The sequence below is a fragment of the Phenylobacterium sp. VNQ135 genome (genome assembly GCF_049445735.1).
Taxonomy (GTDB): Bacteria; Pseudomonadota; Alphaproteobacteria; order Caulobacterales; family Caulobacteraceae; genus Phenylobacterium.
On the sequence record NZ_JBMSDS010000002.1, the window covers coordinates 463,025 to 482,373 of the forward strand.

Consider the following 19,349-nt stretch of genomic DNA (forward strand, 5'->3'; position numbering starts at 1 on the left):
GGTCAGAGAATGTATTTCGAGAGGTCGGCGTTGCCGGCCAGCTCGCCGATGCGGCCCTGCACATAGGCGGCGTCGACCGTGACGGTCTCGCCCGTGCGGTCGGCGGCCGAGAAGCTGATCTCCTCCAGCACCTTCTCCAGCACCGTCTGCAGCCGTCGGGCGCCGATGTTCTCCACCGCGCCGTTCACCGCCACGGCGGCGTCGGCCAGGGCGTCGATGGCGTCCTCGGTGAAGGTCAGGGTCACACCTTCGGTGGCGAGCAGGGCCTGGTGCTGGCGGATCAGATTGGCTTCCGGCTCGGTCAGGATGCGGCGGAAGTCCTCGCGGGTGAGCGCCTTCAGCTCCACGCGGATCGGCAGCCGGCCCTGAAGCTCGGGCAGCAGGTCCGAGGGCTTGGCCACGTGGAAGGCGCCCGAGGCGATGAACAGGATGTGGTCGGTCTTCACCGGTCCATGCTTGGTCGAGACGGTGGTCCCCTCGATCAGCGGCAGCAGGTCGCGCTGCACGCCCTCGCGGCTGACGTCGGCGCCCGCGCGGTCGGAGCGGCTGGCCACCTTGTCGATCTCGTCGAGGAAGACGATGCCCTGGTTCTCGGCCAGCTCGAGCGCTTCCTGGGTGAGCGCTTCCTGGTCCACCAGCTTGTCGCTTTCCTCGGCGATCAGCGGAGCCCAGGCGCCGGAGACGGTGGTCTTGTGGGTCTTGGTGCGCCCGCCGAAGGCCTTGCCGAACATGTCGCCCAGGTTCAGCACGCCCATCGAGGCGCCGGGCTGGCCGGGGATGTCCATCGCGCCGAACGGAGAGGAGGTGTCGGCAAGCTGCAGCTCGACCTCCTTGTCCTCCAGCTCGCCGGCGCGAAGCTTCTTGCGGAAGGCCTCGCGGGCGGCGGTCGAGCCGGGGCCGGTGAGCGCATCCAGGATCCGCTCCTCGGCGGCGGCCTCGGCCCGGGCGCGGACGCCGGAGCGGCGCTTCTCGCGGACCATGCCGATGGCGCTCTCCACCAGGTCGCGGACGATCTGGTCCACGTCGCGGCCGACGTAGCCGACTTCGGTGAACTTGGTCGCTTCGACCTTCAGGAACGGCGCCTGAGCGAGCTTGGCGAGGCGCCGGGCGATCTCGGTCTTCCCGACGCCGGTCGGGCCGATCATCAGGATATTCTTCGGCGTGACCTCGTCCCGGAGGTCGTCGGGCACGCGTCGGCGGCGCCAGCGGTTGCGGAGCGCCACGGCGACGGCTCGCTTCGCCTCCGGGTGGCCAACGATGAAACGGTCGAGCTCGGATACGATCTCGCGCGGAGAGAATTCGGTCATCGGCGACTAGATAGTCACGAATTCGCCTTTGCGGGAGGCGGCGGGCTTTCCAGCAGCTCGTCGAACAGCACGCGCCAGCCCGCCTTGTCGTTCCGCCAGATGCGCACGTAGTGGCCGCGCCGCTCCGCGCCGTCCTTGGTCCAGCGCGCCGCGCCATAGGTCCAGGCGAGGTCGCCGCCCGACGAGGCGCTGCCGCCGAGCGGGGCGTAGGCGATGGAGGCGGCGCGCGTGGCCAGCTCGGCTTCCAGTTCGGCGCGGCTGGTCGGCGGCTTGGCCCTGGAGCCGGTGATGCGGCCGTCGTCGGCAACCACCGCAAGGAAGGCGGCCTTCACGTCGGTCTGCGCCTTGGCGTGCAGCGCCTTTTCGGCGGCAGTCACCTCGGTCATGGCCTTCGTCGGGGAGCCGGCGCGGCGCTCCGACAGCTTCGCATAGGCTACCGGCGAGTCCTTGGGCGCGGCGCCCTCCGTGCTGCTCGGCGGCCCGCCGTCGAACAGCCACTTCCACGAGCCGTCCGGCTGCTTGGCCCAAACCGTGAAGTACCAGGCGCGCGGCTGGCCGTCGAAGGTGTAAGGGCCGGTGGTGAAGCCCAGGTCGCCCGAGCGCGCGATGCCGGCCCAGAGCGGCCACCAGACCAGCGGCGGGCCCTTGGGCTGCGGCTTCTCGTACACGGCCTTGGCGAGCTGCGGCTCCGGCGAGAAGACGATGCCGTTCGGGGCCGAGTGCTTGTAGAAACTGCCCTGGATGCCGAGTTCCAGGCCGTCAGCCGCGAAGGCGCGCTCGGCGGCGACCACCGGGGCGGGGTCGACGGCCTTCGCCGTCACCGGCGTCGTCAGCAGCGCGGCCGCCGCAGCCGCCACGCTAAAGCACTTCAACCGTCAGCTCCCCGTTGGTGTAGACGCAGATCTCGGCGGCGATCGCCATGGCCTTGCGAGCCACCTGCTCGGCGTCGAGCCCGTCGACCTCCGCCAGCGCCCGGGCCGCGGCGAGCGCGAAGTTGCCGCCCGAGCCGATGGCGGCGACGCCATGCTCCGGCTCCAGCACGTCGCCCACGCCCGTGACGGTGAAGATGCTCTCGCTGTTGGCGACGATCAGCATCGCCTCCAGCCGGCGCAGGTAGCGATCGGTCCGCCAGTCCTTAGCCAGGTCCACGCACGCCCGGGCGAGCTGCTCCGGATACTGCTCCAGCTTGGCCTCGAGCCGCTCGATCAGCGTGAAGGCGTCGGCGGTGGATCCGGCGAAGCCCGCGATGACCCGCCCGCCGGCGAGCCTGCGGACCTTCTTGGCGGTTCCCTTGACGACGGTCTGGCCCATGGACACCTGCCCATCGCCGGCCACGACCGTCTTTCCGTTCTTGCGCACGGCCAGGATGGTGGTGCCGTGCCAATCGGGGAAGGCTGCGCTATTCGACATCGGCGCGATGTGAGCAGCGCGGCTCGCAAGGTCAAGCGAGACGGGACGAAGTCATGACTTTCACCGACGAGGAGATCGAACGCTACGCCCGGCATCTGGTGCTGCGCGAGGTGGGCGGTCCCGGCCAGCAGAAGCTGAAGGCGGCCAGCGTCCTGATCGTGGGGGCCGGCGGCCTGGGGGCGCCGGCGGCGCTCTACCTCGCCGCCGCGGGCGTGGGGACGATCATCCTGGCCGATCCCGACGAGGTCGACCGCTCCAACCTTCAGCGGCAGGTGATCTACGCCGAGGATGACCTCGGTCGCCCCAAGGTGGACGCGGCCGCCGACCGGCTGCACGCACTGAACCCGCACGTGTTTGTCGCAGGCTACCGCGGCGCCTTCGAACCCGCGAACGCCGACGAGATGGTGGAGGGCGTCGACCTGGTGCTGGACGGCACCGACGACTTCGCCGTGCGCTTCGCCGTGAACGAGGCGTGCGTGCGCCACGGGAAGACGCTGGTTTCAGGCGCCATTGGCCGCTGGACCGGGCAGGTGGGCGTGTTCGGCCGCCAGCCCTGCTACCGCTGCCTCGTGCCCGAGATCCCGCCCGACGCGGAGACCTGCGTGGCCGTGGGCGTCGTGGGCGCCCTGGCCGGCGTGATCGGCTCCATGATGGCGCTCGAGGCGGTGAAGCTGATCACCGGCGCAGGCGATTCGCTGGCCGGCCGGCTGATGATCTACGACGCGCTCGCCGCCGAGACGCGCACGGTGAAGGTGGCCGGCGACCCGGAATGTCCCGTGTGCGGCTCGGCCTAGAGCATCTGAGGCAGGACGCGGTCTGGCGGGCGGTGGCCGTCCATCCAGGTCTTGATGTTGATGATCACCTTCTCGCCCATGTCGACGCGCGCCTCGACCGTGGCCGAGCCCAGGTGCGGCAGCAGCACGGCGTTGGGCAGGTTCAGCAGCTTGGGGTTCACCGTCGGCTCGTGCTCGAAGACGTCGAGGCCTACGCCGGCGATCTTGCCGCCCTTCAGCAGCTCGGCCAGGGCGTCTTCGTCGATGATCTCGCCCCGGGCGGTGTTGATGATGATGGCGTGCGGCTGCAGCAGCTTGAGGCGCCGGGCCGAGAGCAGGTGGTAGGTCGCCGGCGTGTGCGGCGAATGCACGCTGACGATGTCCATCCGCGCCAGCATCTGGTCCAGGCTGTCCCAGTAGGTGGCGCCCAGCTCCTCCTCGATGCGCGGGCTGACGCGCTTGCGGTTGTGGTAGTGGATCTGCAGGCCGAAAGCCTTGGCCCGCCGGGCCACGGCCGAGCCGATGCGGCCGAGGCCGATGATGCCCAGCCGCTTGCCGGTGACGCGCCGGCCCAGCATCCAGGTCGGCGCCCAGCCCCTGAAGTTCCCGGCCTGGACCACGTTGGCCCCCTCCACGATGCGACGCGAGACCGTCATCATCAGGGCCATGGTGAGGTCGGCGGTGTCCTCGGTCAGCACGCCCGGCGTGTTCGTCACCGTCAGGCCGCGCTCGATGGCCGCGGCGACGTCGATGTGGTCGACGCCGGCCCCGAAGTTGGCGATCAGCTTCAGGCGCTCGCCCGCGTGGGCCAGCAGCTCGGCGTCGATCTTGTCGGTGATGGTGGGCGCCAGCACGTCGGCGCGGCCGACTGCGTCGATCAGCGCCTCGCGGCTCATCGGCTGATCGGTCACGTTCAGCTCGGTGTCGAACAGCTCCCGCATCCGGGTCTCCACCGAGTCCGGAAGCTTGCGCGTGACGATGACTTTCGGCTTGCGGGGGGCCATTCTTGCAAAAAGCGGGGTGCGACCTGAAAAGGGGACGTTCCATGCGTCGCGGGTGCTTCGCGACGCGATCTTGCGAGACCCTTAGCAAAGGGGTCAGCGACGGCCAAGGCGAGGCGAACGGCGTGAAGGATTCTGGCGTAGCGGCGCCGAAGTTGGCGGCGGGTCTGGCGCTGGGTCTGTTCGTCGCGTTCGCGGGCGTCGCGCCGGCGTACGCCGCGGATCGCCCGACGCCGTCAGGGTTGCCCGTGCCGCGCTACGTGAGCCTGAAATTCGGCAAGGTGAACGCTCGGGCGGGTCCCGGCGACGACCATCGCCTGCTGTGGATCTATCGCACCAAGGGGCTACCGGTGCAGGTGGTGGCCGAAACGGCCGAGTGGCGTCGCGTCTGCGACCCGGAGGGCGGCCTGGCCTGGGTGCACAAGCGGGTCACCGACGGCCGCCGCTCTGTGATCAACCTCCAGAGCCGGCCTGCGGCGCTCTACAGCAAGCCTCGGCAGGGGTCCGAAACCACGGCCTATCTGGCGCCGCGATCCATGGCCTCGCTCGTGCGTTGTCAGAAGGGCTGGTGCCGGGTGAAGGCGGACCGGGCGTCCGGCTGGGTGCGGGAAGGGGCCCTCTGGGGCACCGCCGAAGCCCCGCAATGTCGTTGAGGCTTGCCGCCCGCTCTGATACGGCGGGCCGCCTCGTAAAGCACACGGATGATCAAATGAGCCCGGTCAAGGCGAAGGACCACTACAGCTTCGAAGAGCTCCTGGCCTGCGCGCGCGGCGAGATGTTCGGCCCCGGCAACGCCCAGCTCCCGGCTCCGCCGATGCTGCTGTTCGACCGTCTGACCCACATCGACGACCACGGCGGCGAGCACGGCCTGGGCTACATCGAGGCCGAATTCGACATCAATCCCTCGCTCTGGTTCTTCGACTGCCACTTCCTCGGCGATCCGGTGATGCCCGGCAGCCTGGGCCTGGATGCGCTGTGGCAGCTCGTCGGCTTCTACCTCGGCTGGATCGGCGGCAAGGGCCGCGGCCGGGCTCTCGGCTGCGGCGAGGTGAAGTTCGCCGGCGAGGTCACCCCCGACGTCAAGCTCGTCACCTACAAGATCCAGATGAAGCGCGTGATCAACCGCCGCCTCGTCATGGGCATTGGCGACGGGGTGCTGGAAGCCGACGGAAAGCCTATCTACACGGCGTCCGACCTGAGGGTCGGGCTCTATCAGCGGCCTTAAGAGCCGCGACACGGAAGGAAAGCATGCGCCGCGTCGTCGTCACCGGGATGGGCATCGTCTCGTCCATCGGCAACAACGCCAACGAGGTCCTGGCCTCCTTGCGCGAAGCGAAGTCGGGCGTGACCGCCGCTCCGGAGTACGCGGAGCTCGGCTTCCGCTGCCAGGTGCACGCCCCGCCCCAGATCGACTGGGAGGCGATGGTGGACCGCCGCGCCGCCCGGTTCCTGGCCCAGGGCACGGCCTTCGGCCACATCGCCATGGAGCAGGCCATCGCCGACTCCGGCCTGGAAGAGGCCGAGATCAGCCACGAGCGGACCGGCCTGATCGTGGGCGCGGGCGGGCCGTCGACCCGCGCCATCGTCGAAGCGGCCGAGATCGCCAGGACCAAGGGCCCGAAGCGGGTCGGCCCGTTCGCCGTGCCCAAGGCGATGAGCTCGGGCCCGTCGGCCACGCTCGCCACCTGGTTCAAGATCCGTGGGCTCAATTTCTCGATCAGCTCGGCCTGCGCCACCTCCACCCACTGCATCGGGGTCGGCTACGAGCAGATCGCCATGGGCAAGCAGGACGTGGTCTTCGCCGGCGGCACGGAGGAGCTGGACTGGACGCTCAGCGTGCTGTTCGACGCCATGGGCGCCATGAGCTCGAAGTTCAACGATACCCCGGCCCGGGCGAGCCGCGCCTATGATGCCGACCGCGACGGGTTCGTGATCGCGGGCGGCGCGGGCATGCTGGTGCTGGAGGAGTACGAGCGGGCCAAGGCGCGCGGCGCGAAGATCTACGGCGAGATCGTGGGCTATGCGGCCAACTCGGACGGCTTCGACATGGTGGCGCCGTCGGGCGAGGGCGCGGCGCGCTGCATGAAGCTCGCGATGCAGACCATCGGCGGCCGCAAGATCGACTACCTGAACCCGCACGGCACCGGCACGCCCGTGGGCGACGTGAAGGAGATGGAGGCTGTCCGTTCGGTGTTCGGAGAGGACGCGCCGCTCATCTCGTCCACGAAGTCGCTGACCGGCCACAGCCTGGGGGCCGCCGGCGCTCAGGAGGCGATCTACTCGATCCTGATGCTCAACAACGGCTTTGTGGCCGAGAGCGCGCACATCGACAACCTCGACCCCGCCTTCGCCGACATGCCGATCGTGCGCAAGCGCGAGGACCGCCAGCTCGAAACCGTCATGAGCAATTCGTTCGGCTTCGGCGGCACCAACGGCTGCCTGGTGATGGCCAGGGTCTAGTGGAAAAGAAGACCGCGACCTCCAGTTCGACCCTCACTGTGGTCGGACTGATGCTGATGGTGGTGGGGCTCGTCAACCAGTCGCAGATGCCCGAGCGGGTTTTCGGCGTCTCGGGCGGCCTCGTCAGCGGCTTCCTGATGGGCCTCGCCCTGGGCGTGACGCTGTTCGCCGTGGTGAAGGCCCAGCGAGCGCGCAAGACGCCTTGATCCCGCCCGACCTGCCGTCGCCGCCGCGCGAGCCTGCGCCGGAGGAGTGCTGCGGCCGCGGCTGCGAGCCTTGCATCTTCGACTACTACGAGCGGGCGCTGGAGCGCTGGGAGGCCCGCATCCGCGAGCGCGGCCTCGATCCCGACGATCTGCGTCGGGCGTGACACGCCGGGGCCAAGCGGCCTAAATCCGCGCAAACTGCGACCACGAAAGGGAGAATGACGTGGCCGACGACTATCAGATGCCGACCGGGACCCTGATGAAGGGCAAGAAGGGCGTCGTCACCGGCGTGGCGAACCACCAGTCGATCGCCTGGGGCATCGCCCGCCAGCTGGCCGCCCAGGGCGCCGAGATCGCCTTCCTGCACCTGCCCGGTATGGAGCGCCGCGTGCAGCCTCTGGCCGACGAGATCGGCGTGAAGGTGGTCGCCCCGGTCGACGTGACCGACGACGCGGCCATGGACGCCGCCTTCCAGACGGTGAAGGACGCCTTCGGCGAGATCGACTTCTTCGTCCACGCCATCGCCTTCGCCAACAAGGACGAGCTGAAGGGCAGTTTCGTGGACAACACCACGCGCGAGGGTTTCCTGCGGGCGATGAACATCTCGGCGTTCAGCTTCGTGGACTGCGCCCGCCGCGCCGCGGGAATGATGCCGGAGGCCGGCGGCTCGATCATCACGCTCACCTACATGGGCTCGGAGCGCGCCATCCCGAACTACAACACCATGGGTGTGGCCAAAGCGGCGCTGGAGGCGGCCGTGCGCTACGCCGCCCGCGACCTGGGACCCAAGGGCATCCGCGTGAACGCCGTCTCGCCGGGCGCCATGAAGACGCTGTCGCTCGCCGGCATCTCCGGCGGCCGTGGCATGTTGGCCAAGGGCCGGTCGCTCAGCGCGATGAAGGAGGACACCTCGATGGAGGGCGTCGCCGGTTGTGCGCTGTGGCTGCTCTCGGATCTCGGCAAGTCGACCACCGGCGAGTGCATCCACGTCGACGCCGGCTTCCACATCATGGGCTTCTCGGACGACGAGGAAGCCGCCGGCTAGGCTTTGGCGTAGGCCCGCATGAAGCGGCGGGCGGCTTCGGACGCGATGCGCTCCGCCGCCGCCTCGTCCAGCGGCCGATCTACGCCCAGCAGGGCGGCGGTCTGGTACGAGCCGATCACCATCCCGGCGAAGAACTCGGCCGCCTCCATCGGGTCGGGGCAGTCGACGCGCCCGGCCCGGGTTTCCATCTCGAGGAACTCGGCCAAACGCACCCGGCTCTTGCGCGGCCCCGCCTGCCAGACGGCCTGACCCAGTTCCGGGGCCTCGACGGCGCCCATCATCGCGACCCGCAGGAAGCCGCGGGACCGCTCGCTGAGCAGCTTGTCAAGCAGGACGCGGGCGAAGCCGGTCAGCGCCTGTTCGGGATCGGCGACACCCTCGGCGGTCTCCAGAGGCGCGACCATCTCGTGGACCCGGCGGGCGGTCAGCGCCTGCACCAGCTCGGCCTTGGAGCCGTAGTGGTTGTAGATCGTCTGCTTCGAGACGCCGGCGCGGCGGGCGATCTCCTCGATGGGCGCCGATATGCCCCGCTCGACGAAGACGTCCAGAGCGGCGTCCAGGATGGCCTCGCTCTTGGCGACGTCGATCTGGCCGGTAAGCCTGGCCATCAGTGGCCTCCGCCCTGGACGGCGCCGGGCTTGCCGCCCTTGGCGAAGAACGACAGGAACGCCGCGAGCCAGCAGCCCATCGCCAGCACGGCGAAGGCGTCGCCGAAGGCCAGGGTCGAGGCCTCGCGGTGCATCATCATGCTGAGGGCCTTCCGCGCGCCGCCCTCCGGATCGGCCATGCCGCTCTCGGTCATCATCTGGGTCAGGCCCTCGTACAGGCCGGCGGTGGTCAAGTGGGCGACAGAGGCGGCCGAGGCGATGTCGGCGTAGTGCACCGCGCCCTGGTGGCTGAGGATGGTCGAGAGCAGGGCGAGGCCGATGGCGCCGGCCACGTTCCGGATCAGGTTAATCAGGCCCGAGGCGTCCTTCATCATCGTGACGGGCAGGGACGCGACGCTCATCTGCTGGGCGGCGATCATGGCGATCATGGATCCGACGCCGCGGACGATCTGCAGCACCAGGAACTCATGGAATCCCCAGTCGGGCGTCACCCGGACGCCTTGCTGTATGCCCCATGCGCAGAGCGCGAAGCCCAGGACCATGGAGATGCGGGCGTCCACCATCCGGACGATGCGGCCGGCCAGGGGCGCGCTGAGGAACATCGTCAGGCCCGAGACCAGCATGGTGTTGCCGACGTCGGACGAGGAGAAGCCGCGGATCTGGCCGAGGAAGATCGGCAGCAGGAAGGTCCCGCCGAACAGGCTGGCCCCCGAGATGAAGGTCATCACGATGCCCAGGCTGAAGTTCCGGTCCCGGAAGGGCTTCAGCGAGACGATCGGCTGCCAGTAGGTGAGCTGACGCCATATGAAGATCGCGCCGGTGAGCACGGCGGTGACAGTCAGCCAGAGGATCAGGTCGTCCTCCAGCCAACCTTCGCTGTTTCCCTCTTCCAGCACGTACTGCATCGACAGCAGGAAGACGGTCATGAAGGCCAGACCCCACCAGTCGATGCCCTTCGACAGGCTGGGGTCGCCGCGGTCGAAGTCGGCGTAGCGCCAGACCAGGAAGATCACCAGCACGCCGACCGGCACGTTGATGAAGAAGAGCCAGCGCCAGCTCAGCATGTCGGTGAGGTGACCCCCGAGGGTCGGGCCGACGGTGGGCGCCAGCGTCACGATCAGGCCGACGATGACGTTGGCGGTGATCCGCCGCTCGGGCGGGAAGACCGTCATGGCCGTGGCGAAGATCGGCGGGATCATCGCGCCGGCGAACACGCCCTGCAGGGCGCGGAAGAAGATCATCATGCCGACCGACGACGAGAGGCCGACGGCGACGGAGGTGATCAGGAAGCCGACGCAGGCGACCACGTAGAAGGAGCGCGTCCCCCACATCTTCGTCAGGTACGCGGTGAGCGGCATGATCACCACCTCGGCCAGGAGGTAGATGGTCTGCACCCAGCTGATCTCGTCGCTGGTGGCGCCAATGCCGGCCTGGATCTGGGTGAGCGAACTCGCCACGATCTGGATGTCGAGCATGGCCATGAACTGGCCGATGACCATGCCGCCGAAGCCCAGGAACACCTTCGTCCAGTTCACGGCGTCGCCGCCCGCGGCGGACGCGGCGCCCGTGGCGACCGCGGGCGCCGGGCGTTCGGGATCGAGGACGGCGTCGCTCATGGGCGGATGCGCCTACTGGGCGGCGCCCTGACGGGCGTAGCGGGCCGGCGTCTGGCCGGCTTCGGCAAAGCTCGGGCCGGTGTCCTCGCGGACGTCGACCTTCACCTTCAGCGAAAGGCCCGGGCGCAGCGCGCCGGCCAGCGGCTGTTGGCGATCCACGGCGATGCGGACCGGCAGACGCTGGGCGATCTTGGTGAAGTTGCCGACGGCGTTCTCGACGGGGATCAGGGCGAACTCTGCGCCCGTGGCGGGCGCGAACGACACGACGCGGCCCTTGATGGTCTCGTCGCCGAAGGCGTCGGCGTGGATCTCGACCGGCTGGCCGATCCGCAGCCGTGCGACCTGGGTCTCCTTGAAGTTCGCCACGACGTAGCTGTCGCTCAGCGGCACGACGCTCATCATGGCGACGCCGGGGCGCACGTACTGTCCTGGCCTGACGCTGCGGGCGCCGACGACGCCGGCGGTGGGCGCACGCACCTCGGTGCGGGTCAGGTCGATGCGGGCCTGCTCCACCGCCGCACGCGCCGCGTCCGCCTGAGCCACGCTCTGAGCGCGCGCGGAGCCCAGCGAAGCGGCGCTACGGCGTTCAGCTTCCAGCGCGGCGGCGGCCTGACTGACCGCGGCGGCGGCCTGCTGCTCGGCGGCCCGCGCGGTCTGGGCGCGCTGCGTCGAGACCCAGCCCTGACTGGCCAGCTGGCCATAGCGGTTGAGTTCGGAGCGGGCGAGCCCGGCCTCCGCGCGCGCCGATTCCACGGCGGCGGCGCGCTGCGCGATCATCGCCTGCTCCAGACGGACCTTGTCGTCCACCTGCCGGACGCCGGCCTCCAGCGCCTGGGCATTGGCTTCGGCCTGCGCCAGACGGGCCTTGATGCTGACCGGGTCGATGCGCACGAGAACCTGCCCCGGGTGGACGGTCTCATTGTCGTTCACGAGCACCTCGGCGACATAGCCATCCACCAGCGGCGCGATGGTCACGGTATCGGCCTGGACGAAGGCGTTGTCGGTGGTCTCGTAGCGTTGACGGTCCACCCACCAGAGTCCCCCGCCTGCCGCGACGGCCACGGTTGCGGCGCCGCCGGCGATGATCGGAATCAGACGCTTCCTCGGCAGCCCTGCCATTGAACGAACCCTGAAATCTCAAAAATGGACTGTTCGGTCCACCCCCTCGGCGAGATAGGCGCGTTATCTCAGCCGTTCAAGATAAAATGGACGCGCTCGTCCACTTTTGACGCCGATGCTGCGCGGGCGCTGGCGGCGGAGGCGCGGCTGGCGTAACGGTCACGCATGAGCGGATCTCCCGAACTCTCCGCGGACGTCGTCATCGCCGGGGCCGGCATGGCCGGCGCCACCCTGGCCATCGCGCTGCAGCGGGGCGGGCTGAAGCCGATCCTCGTGGATCCCGTGGCGTTCGACGCCCAGCTCGCCCCCGCGTTCGACGGTCGGGCCTCGGCGATCGCCTATGCGGCCTATCGCCAGTGGCGCGCCCTCGGTCTGGCCGAAGCCTTGGACCCGCACGCCCAGCGCATCGAACAGATCCTGGTCACCGACGGGCGCACGCCGGGCGCGGCGACGGGCGCCCAGACCCCATTCTTCCTGCGCTTCGATTCCGACGAGATCGCCGAGCGTTCGGAGGGCGAGCCGCTGGGGTACCTCCTGGAGAACCGACGCACCCGTGCCGGGCTCGCGGCGGCCGTGCAGGCGGAGGGCATCGAGGTCCTGGCGCCCGCCAGGGTGACGAGCTGCCGATCCACGCCCCGGAGGGCCGAGGTCGCGCTCGCCGATGGCCGCGTGCTCACCGCCCCGCTCGTGGTGGGCGCCGAAGGCCGCGGATCGGTGGTGCGTGAAGCCGCCGGAATCGGCGTCATCGGCTGGCCCTACGCCCAGACCGGCGTGGTCGCCACCGTGCGGCTGGAACGCCCGCACGAGGGCGTAGCCCACGAATACTTCCTGCCTGGCGGGCCCTTCGCCATCCTGCCGCTGACCGACAATCGAGCCAGCCTGGTCTGGACGGAGACGACCGCCCGAGGCCAGGCGCTGAAGAGCGCGCGGTCCGAGATCTTCCAGGCGCACCTGGAGCGCCGCTTCGGCGAGTTCCTCGGCGGGATCACGGTCGAGGGGCCGGTCTTCACCTATCCGCTGTCGCTGCAGCTCGCCGAGCGGTTCGCCGGCCCACGCGTGGCCCTGCTCGGCGATGCCGCCCATGGCGTGCACCCGATCGCTGGCCAGGGCCTCAACCTCGGCCTGAAGGGCGCTGCAGCGCTCGCCGAGGTGCTGGTGGACGCCGCCCGCCTGGGGGAGGACATCGGCTCCGAAGTGGTCCTGGAACGGTACGCCGCCTGGCGCCGGTTCGACACCGTCACCCTGTCGGCCGGCATGGATGCGTTCGTACGGCTGTTCTCGAACGACAATCCGGTGATCCGGATGGCCCGGGGCGTCGGCATGGCCGCTGTGAACCGCATCGGTCCCGCGCGCCGGTTCTTCATGCACGAGGCCGGGGGCGCGGTGGGCGACCTGCCGCGGCTGCTGCGCGGCGAGGCGCTGTAGCTATTCGCCCTCGCCCAGGTCGCGGGCTTCTTCGGGCAGCATGATCGGCACGCCGTCCCGGATCGGGTAGGCCAGCCTGGCCTGGCGGCTGATCAGCTCGGCCTTCTCTCGGTCGTACTCCAGCGGGCCCCGCGTGACGGGGCAGACCAGGATCTCCAGCAGACGGGGATCGACGTCCACGTCCAGGGCGGGCAGCTCTTCCATGGCTTCCCTCTACTGCAGAGGCTGGGCGTCGTCATCCGGCTCGCTGGCGTCGATCTCCAGCAGCGCGGTGAGGGTGTCGAACCGGGCCGTCAGGTCCGGCGCCTCCACGAGCGCCTGCTTCTCGGCCGGCTCGAAGGGCAGGCCCATGCACAGGCTGTTGACCAGCGCCTCCAGCGGGGCGGTGCTGGCGGTCTCCCAGTCGATGTCCAGTTCGCGGCGGTTGAGATAGCGCTTGAGGGCCGCCGCGAAGCGGTTGCGCGCCTCGGTCGGCGCCTGGTGTTCCTCGTCGCGGCTGAGATCGGCTTCGAAGCGGTCGTACTTGGCCCGCAGCTGCCGATAGGGCGTTCGCAGGATCAGCTCCTCGCCCGCCTCGAAGCGGCAGACGCCGGTGAGGGTGATCAGGTAGCGTCCGTCCGAGGTCTCGGCGTAGCTGGTGATCCGGCCCATGCAGCCGACGTTGGCCAGGATCGGGCGCGTCCGGTCGCCGCCCGGCTTGGTCTGGATCATCCCGATCACACGGTCGCCGGCCATCGCGTCGTCGACCATGTTGAGGTAGCGCGGCTCGAAGATCTGCAGCGGCAGGTCGCCGCCCGGCAGCAGAAGGGCCCCGTCCAGCGGGAAGACGGGAATGACCTGCGGCAGGTCCGAGAGCTTGCGGTAAGGCGCCATCGGCGGCCCCGCCATCTAGCTGAACAGGAGCGCGGAGAGCTTGCGCCGGCCCTGCTTGGCGACCTCGGACATCGGCCCGGCCGCCTCGAAGATGGTGAGCAGCTGCTTGCGCGCGGCCTCGTCGTTCCAGGCCCGGTCGCGGCGGACGATCTCGATCAGCTCGTCGACGGCCTCGTCCATGCGGCCTTGGCCCGCGAGCGCCTTGGCGAACTCGTAGCGCGCCTCGTGGTCGTCGGGATCGGCGGCCAGCCGCTGTTCGAACTCGGAGGTCTCGGACGGCGCGTCCTCGGCCAGGGCGAGCGCCGCGCGCACGCCGTCGAGATCGGGATCGCTCGCGCCCTCCGGGGCCATGGCCAGGACCTCGCGCGCCCGCTCCAGGTCGCCCGCCTGCTGGTAGAGCCGGGCCAGTCCGCCCAGCGCCTTCACGTTCTGCGGCTCGGCCTGCAGGATCTGGGCATAGGCCTGGGCCGCGCCGCCCAAGTCGCCCAGCTCCAGCGACTCCTTGGCCATGTCCAGCAGCTGGTCGATCGGCGAGCCGCCACCCTGCTTGGCCAGGCGGTCGACGAACTGCTTCACCTGGCTGTCGGGCAGGGCGCCCATGAAACCGTCCACCGGACGCCCGTCGACGAAGGCGAAGACGGCGGGGATCGACTGCACGCGCAGCTGACCCGCGAAGGCCGGGTTCTTGTCGATGTCGATCTTCACCAGCTTCACCGCGCCCTTGGCGGCGGTGACCGCCTTCTCCAGCGCCGGACCGAGCTGGCGGCAGGGGCCGCACCATGTCGCCCAGAAGTCGACGATGACCGGCGTCGTCTTCGACGCCTCGATCACGTCGGCGACGAAGCTCGCGTCCGTTCCGTCCTTGATGATGTCGGCCTTCGGCGGCGCCGCGGCGCCGGAGGTTTCCCCAATCAGGGTCATCGCCCGAATTCCCTCGTCTGACTGCATCTGTAGGAACGTTCTGCGGTAAAGATGGTCGCAGCACGGCGCGGCTTCAACGCCGCCTCAGGCCTTCTCCACCACGGCCATGGCCTCGAAGTCCACCACCATCGGCTCGACGCCGATCGCCGAGAGGAAACGCGCGAACCCCTCCCGGGTGACGGTGGTGGTCGCCGTATTGGTCAGCGGATGGAAGTTCACCTGATCCGCCTCGGCCAGGGTGCGATCCAGGACGAAGCGAACGCGCCGGGCCTTGTCGTTGACCAGGCCGAAGGCGGTGACCGATCCCGGCGCCACGCCAAGGGTCTCCTCCATCAGCGCCGCGTTGCCGAACGACAGCCGGCCGGAGCCGATCACGTGGTGCAGCCGCTTCAGGTCGATGACGGCGTGGCCCTCGGCCGAGATCAGCCAGAGCTGGTCCTTCGCGTCCTTCAGGAACAGGTTCTTGGTGTGGGCGCCGGGGATGCGGGCCTTGATATCCTCGCCTTCCTCGACGCGGAAGACGGCCGGGTGGTCGTGGGTCGTGTGCTCCACGCCGATGTCGGCGAAGAAGGCGAGCAGGTCGTCGCGGGTCATCATCCATCGCTGACATAGCCGAACTGGACGGGAAGGCGAGGGGGGCTTTAAGGGTCTCTCCCCATGGAACTCGAGTGCTACCCCACCTCCCGCAACCCGCCCGAGCTGGTGGCGGGCCGTCCCAACCGCGGCTGGATGGACCGCTTCGCCGACCGGCATCCCTATCGCTGCCTGCCGCTGTCGATGGCCAACACCTCCGGCTGGGAGCTGCTTTCGCCGGTGAGCTTCACGGCGGAGTGGACGGGCGGCATCCATCAGCAGGACATCCGGCTGACCCCGGACCACCCGCACCCGGATTTCCACACCCTGGCCTCCAGCCACTTCAGCCACGGCGTGCTGACCTTCCATTCCGGCTATCTGTTCCGGACGCCGCCCGGCTGGTCGATGATGGTCATGGGTCCGCCCAACCACATCAAGGACGGCATCCAGCCCCTGGCCGGCGTGGTGGAGACGGACTGGCTGCCGTTCCCCTTCACGATGAACTGGATCTTCACCCGCCCCGGCAAGGTCCGGTTCGAGAAGGGCGAGCCCTTCTGCTTCATCACCCTGATCCAGGACCACCCGCTGCACGAGATCCAGCCGGTGATCCGGCGGATGGATTCCAATCCCGAGCTGCGCCACCAGTACGACGTCTGGGAAAAGCACCGCTCGGAGTTCAACCAGCGGATCTTCCGCGGCGACCCGGAGGCCACCAAGGAGGCTTGGCAGCGGTACTACTTCAAGGGCGAGTTCCCGGAAGAGGTCGCGCCCGCGCCGCAGGGCCACGTCAACAAGCGCCGGCTGAAGAGCCCGAAATTCGGCTGAGAAATTTCCCGTTTTCGGGCGCTTGCCAAGCGAAATGCCCTCTGCCATAAGGCCCGCCTCGCAATTGGAGGCCGGTCACCGACCTCCGCGGAGCGCGGGCGTAGCTCAGGGGTAGAGCACAACCTTGCCAAGGTTGGGGTCGGGCGTTCGAATCGCCTCGCCCGCTCCATTTTCTCTCGGGAAATTCAGCGACATAGCGCCGCCCTTCGGGGCGGCGTTCTGCTTCCACGAGCTCGGCTGAGCGGGCGCGGAAGCAGGTCTCGTCGCGCGACGGGCGTTGGTCAGGCGTTCAGCACCTCGTCGATGTCCGCCGCGTCGTGCCGCTCGGCCAGCTGATGCTCGCCCAGGAGGCGGTTGACGATGCGCCCGCGCCTGACCGCGGGACGCTTGGCGATCTGGTCAGCCCACCGCAGCACGTTGCGGTACTCTTGGACCTGCAGGAACTCGCCACCCTCGTAAAGCTGGCCCTTGGCCATGGCGCCGTACCAGGGCCAGACGGCCATGTCGGCCACAGTGTAGTCGGGCCCCGCCAGGTATTCGCTCTCGGCGAGGCGCCGGTCGAGCACGTCCAGCTGGCGCTTCACCTCCATGGCGAAGCGGTCGATGGCGTATTCGATCTTGATCGGCGCATAGGCGTAGAAGTGGCCGAAGCCGCCGCCGAGGTACGGTCCGCTGCCCACCTGCCAGAAGAGCCACGACAGGCACTCGGCCCGCGCCGCGGGCTCGCGGGGCAGGAAGGCGTCGAACGCCTCTGCGAGGTGGACGAGGATGGCCCCCGACTCGAACACCCGGATGGGGGCGGGCCCTCGCCGGTCGACGAGGGCCGGGATCTTGGAGTTCGGGTTTATCTCGACGAAGCCGCTGCCGAACTGCTCGCCGTCGCGGATCTTGATCAGCCAGGCGTCGTACTCGGCGTCGGCGTGGCCGAGCGCGAGCAGTTCCTCGAGCATCACCGTGACCTTGATGCCGTTGGGCGTGCCCAACGAATAGAGCTGCAGGGGGTGGCGGCCGACGGGCAGGGCCTTTTCGTGGGTCGCGCCGGCGATCGGCCGGTTGATGTTCGCGAACTGGCCTCCGCTCTCCTTGTTCCAGGTCCAGATCTTGGGCGGCGTGTAGTCGGCGGGCTCGCTCATGGCAGGGTCTCCGGGTGTTCAGGAAGAAGGGCTAGGTCCGGACCGGTCGGCCGGCGGTCGCGGCGGGCCGCGCCGCCATGGCGGCGGCCCAACGGCGAAGATCGGGCAACTCCTCCGGAATCTCGAACTTCACCAGGCGGCTGAAGTCGAGGCCGCAGTAGGGCACGATGTCGGCGATCGTGAAGCGCTCGCCGGCCAGCCACTCCGATCCGGCAAGCCGGCGGTTCAGCACCTTCAGCCCGCGCAGGCCGCCGGCCCGGTTGGCCTCGGCGAGTTCCGGCTTCTGGGTCTCAAGAGCGGCGAGGGCCGGAAGGCTGTGCCGCACCATGGTCATCAGCGGCAGCGACACGAGGAGTTCGCCCCGGCGCATCCACATCTCGACGACCGCGGCCTCTTCGGGCGTCTGTCCGAACAGGTTGGGTTCGGGATAGCGGCTCTCGAGATAGCGGCAGATGGCGACGGACTCAGTGACCACAACGCCGTTGTCGAGTTCGAGGGCCGGGACGTTTGGCAGGCCGGCGCGGTCCAGGTAGGCGGGGTCGCGGTGCTCGCCCTTCATCAGGTCGAGGGTGACGATCTCGACGTCGTCGATGCCCTTCTCCGCCATGAACCAGCGCACGCGGCGCGGATTCGGCGCCATCGGGGTGTCGTAGAGTTTCAAGCGGGTCTCCTCATGGCGTCGGGGGCGTGGGTGGCGCGCTTCACGGTCCGGAAGCCCAGATGCGAGGCGCCGGTGTCGGGCGGACCAGGCTGTCTGGCGCCAGGGCGGTAGCGGAAGCAGTAGTCATCCGCGCACAGGTAGGAGCCGCCCTTGATGACGTGTTTGGGCGTCTGCGGCTCGGCGGGATCGAACGCCTGGGCCTGGTCGGGGCCTGAGGGGTCTGCCCCCTCGGCGACGAGGCCCGGCCGGTACCAGTCGCGTGTCCATTCCCAGACGTTGCCCGCCATGTCGTAGAGGCCGTGTCCGTTGGGGGCGAAGCATCCCACGGGCGCCGGCGTCATCTTGTAGCCGTCCGCTCCGGAATCCAGGGCCGGGAAGGGCCCCTGCCAATGGTTGGCGCGGGGCGCAGCCGCGGTGGACGGCTCATCGCCCCAGGGGTAGCGCGCCTCGGTCAGACCGCCGCGGGCCGCATACTCCCATTCGGCCTCCGTCGGCAGATCGCGGCCGCGCCAGCGGGCGTAGGCCAGGGCGTCCTCGAAGCCGACGTGCACGACGGGGAGCTGCTCGCGGCCGGCGATCGAACTGCCGGGACCAAGGGGATGGCGCCAATCGGCGCCTTCGACCACGCGCCACCAGCGCGAAGGGTCCGAACGCGAGGGGTCGGCCACATCGCCGACGAAAACGATCGAGGAGGGCTTCAGCCGCGAGGGATCAACGCCGGGATAGAACTTCGGGTCGGGCCGCCGCTCGGCCAGCGTCACATAGCCCGTGGCTTCGACGAAGGCGGCGAACTGGGCGTTGGTGACTTCGGTCCGGTCGATGGAGAACGGTCCAACCGTCACCTCGCGCGGGGGACCTTCCTCCGGGCGCAGCGGATCGGCGCCCATGACGAACCGTCCCCCGGGCAGGGCCACCTCGCCTGCCGGCGCGGCGGGGCAGGCGGCAGGCGGCGCCTCGCCGGGTGGCTTGGCGCAGGCGTAGAGACCGCAGGCGGAGACCAGCGCGGCGACGACGGCGCGGATCGGTGGACGTGTCGACACGGCGGCTTCAGCTCCCGGACAGTTCGGCGCGAAGGGTCTTCCCCGCCCGCCAGTAGTGCAGGGCCGCCCAGGCTTTGGCGAGCACGACGAAGCACAGCGCCCAGCGCAGCGAATCCGCGCCGAAGGGAGGCTTGAGAAGGTCGCTCGCCACGCCGACCGCCTGCGGCCCGAGCCCCAGCCCGACGATGTTCATCAGGAACAGCAGAAGGGCCGCCGCGGTCGCCCGCATGTGTGCGGGGGCCAGGGACACCATGACAAGGATACCCAGGACGTACCATGCGTATGGCGAGACGCCGGTGGCGACGCCCGGCGCCGCGCGCACTTGATCGGTCAAACTCGCCTCCCGAACGCCC

24 protein-coding genes and 1 tRNA gene are annotated in these 19,349 nt (G+C 69.5%); 10 read left to right on the top strand and 15 right to left on the bottom strand.

The window, feature by feature from the left end:
• Window positions 1–2 precede the first annotated feature (2 nt).
• The 3 genes from hslU to hslV are packed head-to-tail and all read right to left on the bottom strand — an operon-like array spanning window position 3 to window position 2,717.
• A complete protein-coding gene (gene hslU / locus ACO2Q0_RS08095) occupies window positions 3–1,307 on the bottom strand; it encodes an ATP-dependent protease ATPase subunit HslU (protein ID WP_423350984.1) in 1,305 nt (434 codons plus the stop codon).
• A 14-nt stretch (window positions 1,308–1,321) separates the two neighbouring features.
• A complete protein-coding gene (locus ACO2Q0_RS08100; protein WP_423350985.1) occupies window positions 1,322–2,179 on the bottom strand; it encodes a DUF4440 domain-containing protein in 858 nt (285 codons plus the stop codon).
• The gene (gene hslV, locus ACO2Q0_RS08105) at window positions 2,166–2,717 is read right to left on the bottom strand and encodes an ATP-dependent protease subunit HslV (RefSeq protein WP_423350986.1); all 552 of its coding nucleotides are present in this window, start codon (window positions 2,715–2,717) and stop codon (window positions 2,166–2,168) included. Before hslV ends, ACO2Q0_RS08100 begins: the two co-directional genes overlap by 14 nt.
• 53 nt (window positions 2,718–2,770) lie before the next feature.
• On the opposite strand from hslV, the gene ACO2Q0_RS08110 reads away from it, so the two are divergent.
• Window positions 2,771–3,511, top strand: a complete 741-nt coding sequence (locus ACO2Q0_RS08110) for a HesA/MoeB/ThiF family protein (RefSeq protein ID WP_423350987.1) — start codon at window positions 2,771–2,773, stop codon at window positions 3,509–3,511.
• Here the strand turns inward: ACO2Q0_RS08110 and ACO2Q0_RS08115 are convergent.
• Complete coding sequence (locus ACO2Q0_RS08115; protein ID WP_423350988.1) at window positions 3,508–4,494, bottom strand: 2-hydroxyacid dehydrogenase; 987 nt, start codon at window positions 4,492–4,494, stop codon at window positions 3,508–3,510. The genes ACO2Q0_RS08110 and ACO2Q0_RS08115 overlap by 4 nt on opposite strands.
• A gap of 122 nt (window positions 4,495–4,616) precedes the next feature.
• Here ACO2Q0_RS08115 and ACO2Q0_RS08120 point away from each other — a divergent pair, with 122 nt between their 5' ends.
• From ACO2Q0_RS08120 to ACO2Q0_RS08145, 6 genes are read left to right on the top strand one after another with little or no spacing between them, the layout of a single operon-like run.
• Window positions 4,617–5,144, top strand: a complete 528-nt coding sequence (locus tag ACO2Q0_RS08120) for an SH3 domain-containing protein (protein WP_423350989.1) — start codon at window positions 4,617–4,619, stop codon at window positions 5,142–5,144.
• Between the two features lie 56 nt (window positions 5,145–5,200).
• A complete protein-coding gene (gene fabA, locus ACO2Q0_RS08125) occupies window positions 5,201–5,716 on the top strand; it encodes a 3-hydroxyacyl-[acyl-carrier-protein] dehydratase FabA (protein WP_423350990.1) in 516 nt (171 codons plus the stop codon).
• Between the two features lie 23 nt (window positions 5,717–5,739).
• Complete coding sequence (fabB, locus tag ACO2Q0_RS08130) at window positions 5,740–6,951, top strand: beta-ketoacyl-ACP synthase I (protein WP_423350991.1); 1,212 nt, start codon at window positions 5,740–5,742, stop codon at window positions 6,949–6,951.
• Entirely contained in the window at window positions 6,951–7,157 is a 207-nt protein-coding gene (locus ACO2Q0_RS08135; protein WP_423350992.1) for a hypothetical protein, read from the top strand. The genes fabB and ACO2Q0_RS08135 overlap by 1 nt, the downstream gene beginning before the upstream one ends.
• Complete coding sequence (locus ACO2Q0_RS08140) at window positions 7,154–7,321, top strand: oxidoreductase-like domain-containing protein (protein WP_423350993.1); 168 nt, start codon at window positions 7,154–7,156, stop codon at window positions 7,319–7,321. Before ACO2Q0_RS08135 ends, ACO2Q0_RS08140 begins: the two co-directional genes overlap by 4 nt.
• Window positions 7,322–7,380: 59 nt before the next feature.
• The gene (locus ACO2Q0_RS08145; RefSeq protein ID WP_423350994.1) at window positions 7,381–8,202 is read left to right on the top strand and encodes an enoyl-ACP reductase FabI; all 822 of its coding nucleotides are present in this window, start codon (window positions 7,381–7,383) and stop codon (window positions 8,200–8,202) included.
• Here the strand turns inward: ACO2Q0_RS08145 and ACO2Q0_RS08150 are convergent.
• The 3 genes from ACO2Q0_RS08150 to ACO2Q0_RS08160 are packed head-to-tail and all read right to left on the bottom strand — an operon-like array spanning window position 8,199 to window position 11,545.
• Window positions 8,199–8,810: a TetR/AcrR family transcriptional regulator gene (locus ACO2Q0_RS08150; protein ID WP_423350995.1), complete on the bottom strand. Its 612-nt coding sequence runs from the start codon at window positions 8,808–8,810 to the stop codon at window positions 8,199–8,201. The two genes, ACO2Q0_RS08145 and ACO2Q0_RS08150, sit on opposite strands and share 4 nt — an antisense overlap.
• On the bottom strand, window positions 8,810–10,426 hold the full coding sequence (locus ACO2Q0_RS08155; RefSeq protein ID WP_423350996.1) for a DHA2 family efflux MFS transporter permease subunit: 1,617 nt from the start codon (window positions 10,424–10,426) through the stop codon (window positions 8,810–8,812). Before ACO2Q0_RS08155 ends, ACO2Q0_RS08150 begins: the two co-directional genes overlap by 1 nt.
• A 12-nt stretch (window positions 10,427–10,438) precedes the next feature.
• Complete coding sequence (locus tag ACO2Q0_RS08160) at window positions 10,439–11,545, bottom strand: HlyD family secretion protein (RefSeq protein ID WP_423350997.1); 1,107 nt, start codon at window positions 11,543–11,545, stop codon at window positions 10,439–10,441.
• Window positions 11,546–11,710: 165 nt separating this feature from the next.
• Between ACO2Q0_RS08160 and ACO2Q0_RS08165 the strand changes: the two genes are divergently transcribed.
• Entirely contained in the window at window positions 11,711–12,970 is a 1,260-nt protein-coding gene (locus tag ACO2Q0_RS08165) for a UbiH/UbiF/VisC/COQ6 family ubiquinone biosynthesis hydroxylase (protein ID WP_423350998.1), read from the top strand.
• On the opposite strand, the gene ACO2Q0_RS08170 is transcribed toward ACO2Q0_RS08165, so the two are convergent.
• From ACO2Q0_RS08170 to ACO2Q0_RS08185, 4 genes are all read right to left on the bottom strand, one after another.
• Complete coding sequence (locus ACO2Q0_RS08170) at window positions 12,971–13,174, bottom strand: Trm112 family protein (protein WP_423350999.1); 204 nt, start codon at window positions 13,172–13,174, stop codon at window positions 12,971–12,973. It lies immediately after the preceding gene.
• Between the two features lie 9 nt (window positions 13,175–13,183).
• Window positions 13,184–13,843, bottom strand: coding sequence for an LON peptidase substrate-binding domain-containing protein (locus ACO2Q0_RS08175; protein ID WP_423351000.1), 660 nt, complete (start codon window positions 13,841–13,843; stop codon window positions 13,184–13,186).
• A 15-nt stretch (window positions 13,844–13,858) separates the two neighbouring features.
• Window positions 13,859–14,764 carry a tetratricopeptide repeat protein gene (locus ACO2Q0_RS08180; RefSeq protein WP_423351001.1) on the bottom strand — a complete coding sequence of 302 codons (906 nt, stop codon included), beginning with the start codon at window positions 14,762–14,764 and terminating at the stop codon, window positions 13,859–13,861.
• An 84-nt stretch (window positions 14,765–14,848) separates the two neighbouring features.
• Window positions 14,849–15,361, bottom strand: a complete 513-nt coding sequence (locus tag ACO2Q0_RS08185; protein ID WP_423351002.1) for a prolyl-tRNA synthetase associated domain-containing protein — start codon at window positions 15,359–15,361, stop codon at window positions 14,849–14,851.
• A 60-nt stretch (window positions 15,362–15,421) separates the two neighbouring features.
• On the opposite strand from ACO2Q0_RS08185, the gene ACO2Q0_RS08190 reads away from it, so the two are divergent.
• Window positions 15,422–16,162 carry a DUF6065 family protein gene (locus tag ACO2Q0_RS08190; protein ID WP_423351003.1) on the top strand — a complete coding sequence of 247 codons (741 nt, stop codon included), beginning with the start codon at window positions 15,422–15,424 and terminating at the stop codon, window positions 16,160–16,162.
• 94 nt (window positions 16,163–16,256) lie between these two features.
• Window positions 16,257–16,331: transfer RNA gene (locus ACO2Q0_RS08195), tRNA-Gly, on the top strand.
• 112 nt (window positions 16,332–16,443) lie between these two features.
• On the opposite strand, the gene yghU is transcribed toward ACO2Q0_RS08195, so the two are convergent.
• The 4 genes from yghU to ACO2Q0_RS08215 are packed head-to-tail and all read right to left on the bottom strand — an operon-like array spanning window position 16,444 to window position 19,330.
• Window positions 16,444–17,295 (bottom strand): glutathione-dependent disulfide-bond oxidoreductase, encoded by an 852-nt coding sequence (yghU, locus tag ACO2Q0_RS08200; RefSeq protein ID WP_423351004.1) that lies wholly within the window; start codon window positions 17,293–17,295, stop codon window positions 16,444–16,446.
• Between the two features lie 31 nt (window positions 17,296–17,326).
• On the bottom strand, window positions 17,327–17,956 hold the full coding sequence (locus ACO2Q0_RS08205; RefSeq protein WP_423351005.1) for a glutathione S-transferase family protein: 630 nt from the start codon (window positions 17,954–17,956) through the stop codon (window positions 17,327–17,329).
• Entirely contained in the window at window positions 17,953–18,996 is a 1,044-nt protein-coding gene (locus tag ACO2Q0_RS08210; RefSeq protein ID WP_423351006.1) for a formylglycine-generating enzyme family protein, read from the bottom strand. The genes ACO2Q0_RS08205 and ACO2Q0_RS08210 overlap by 4 nt, the downstream gene beginning before the upstream one ends.
• Window positions 18,997–19,003: 7 nt before the next feature.
• Complete coding sequence (locus tag ACO2Q0_RS08215; protein WP_423351007.1) at window positions 19,004–19,330, bottom strand: hypothetical protein; 327 nt, start codon at window positions 19,328–19,330, stop codon at window positions 19,004–19,006.
• Window positions 19,331–19,349 lie beyond the last annotated feature (19 nt).

Bases quoted from the DNA above. Each gene is read 5' to 3' on its own strand.
- hslU (WP_423350984.1), bottom strand. From the start codon at position 1,307: ATGACCGAATTCTCTCCGCGCGAGATCGTATCCGAGCTCGACCGTTTC.
- hslV (WP_423350986.1), bottom strand. From the start codon at position 2,717: ATGTCGAATAGCGCAGCCTTCCCCGATTGGCACGGCACCACCATCCTG.
- ACO2Q0_RS08110 (WP_423350987.1), top strand. From the start codon at position 2,771: ATGACTTTCACCGACGAGGAGATCGAACGCTACGCCCGGCATCTGGTG.
- ACO2Q0_RS08115 (WP_423350988.1), bottom strand. From the start codon at position 4,494: ATGGCCCCCCGCAAGCCGAAAGTCATCGTCACGCGCAAGCTTCCGGAC.
- fabA (WP_423350990.1), top strand. From the start codon at position 5,201: ATGAGCCCGGTCAAGGCGAAGGACCACTACAGCTTCGAAGAGCTCCTG.
- fabB (WP_423350991.1), top strand. From the start codon at position 5,740: ATGCGCCGCGTCGTCGTCACCGGGATGGGCATCGTCTCGTCCATCGGC.
- ACO2Q0_RS08150 (WP_423350995.1), bottom strand. From the start codon at position 8,810: ATGGCCAGGCTTACCGGCCAGATCGACGTCGCCAAGAGCGAGGCCATC.
- ACO2Q0_RS08155 (WP_423350996.1), bottom strand. From the start codon at position 10,426: ATGAGCGACGCCGTCCTCGATCCCGAACGCCCGGCGCCCGCGGTCGCC.
- ACO2Q0_RS08160 (WP_423350997.1), bottom strand. From the start codon at position 11,545: ATGGCAGGGCTGCCGAGGAAGCGTCTGATTCCGATCATCGCCGGCGGC.
- ACO2Q0_RS08165 (WP_423350998.1), top strand. From the start codon at position 11,711: ATGAGCGGATCTCCCGAACTCTCCGCGGACGTCGTCATCGCCGGGGCC.
- ACO2Q0_RS08170 (WP_423350999.1), bottom strand. From the start codon at position 13,174: ATGGAAGAGCTGCCCGCCCTGGACGTGGACGTCGATCCCCGTCTGCTG.
- ACO2Q0_RS08175 (WP_423351000.1), bottom strand. From the start codon at position 13,843: ATGGCGCCTTACCGCAAGCTCTCGGACCTGCCGCAGGTCATTCCCGTC.
- ACO2Q0_RS08180 (WP_423351001.1), bottom strand. From the start codon at position 14,764: ATGACCCTGATTGGGGAAACCTCCGGCGCCGCGGCGCCGCCGAAGGCC.
- ACO2Q0_RS08185 (WP_423351002.1), bottom strand. From the start codon at position 15,361: ATGATGACCCGCGACGACCTGCTCGCCTTCTTCGCCGACATCGGCGTG.
- ACO2Q0_RS08190 (WP_423351003.1), top strand. From the start codon at position 15,422: ATGGAACTCGAGTGCTACCCCACCTCCCGCAACCCGCCCGAGCTGGTG.
- yghU (WP_423351004.1), bottom strand. From the start codon at position 17,295: ATGAGCGAGCCCGCCGACTACACGCCGCCCAAGATCTGGACCTGGAAC.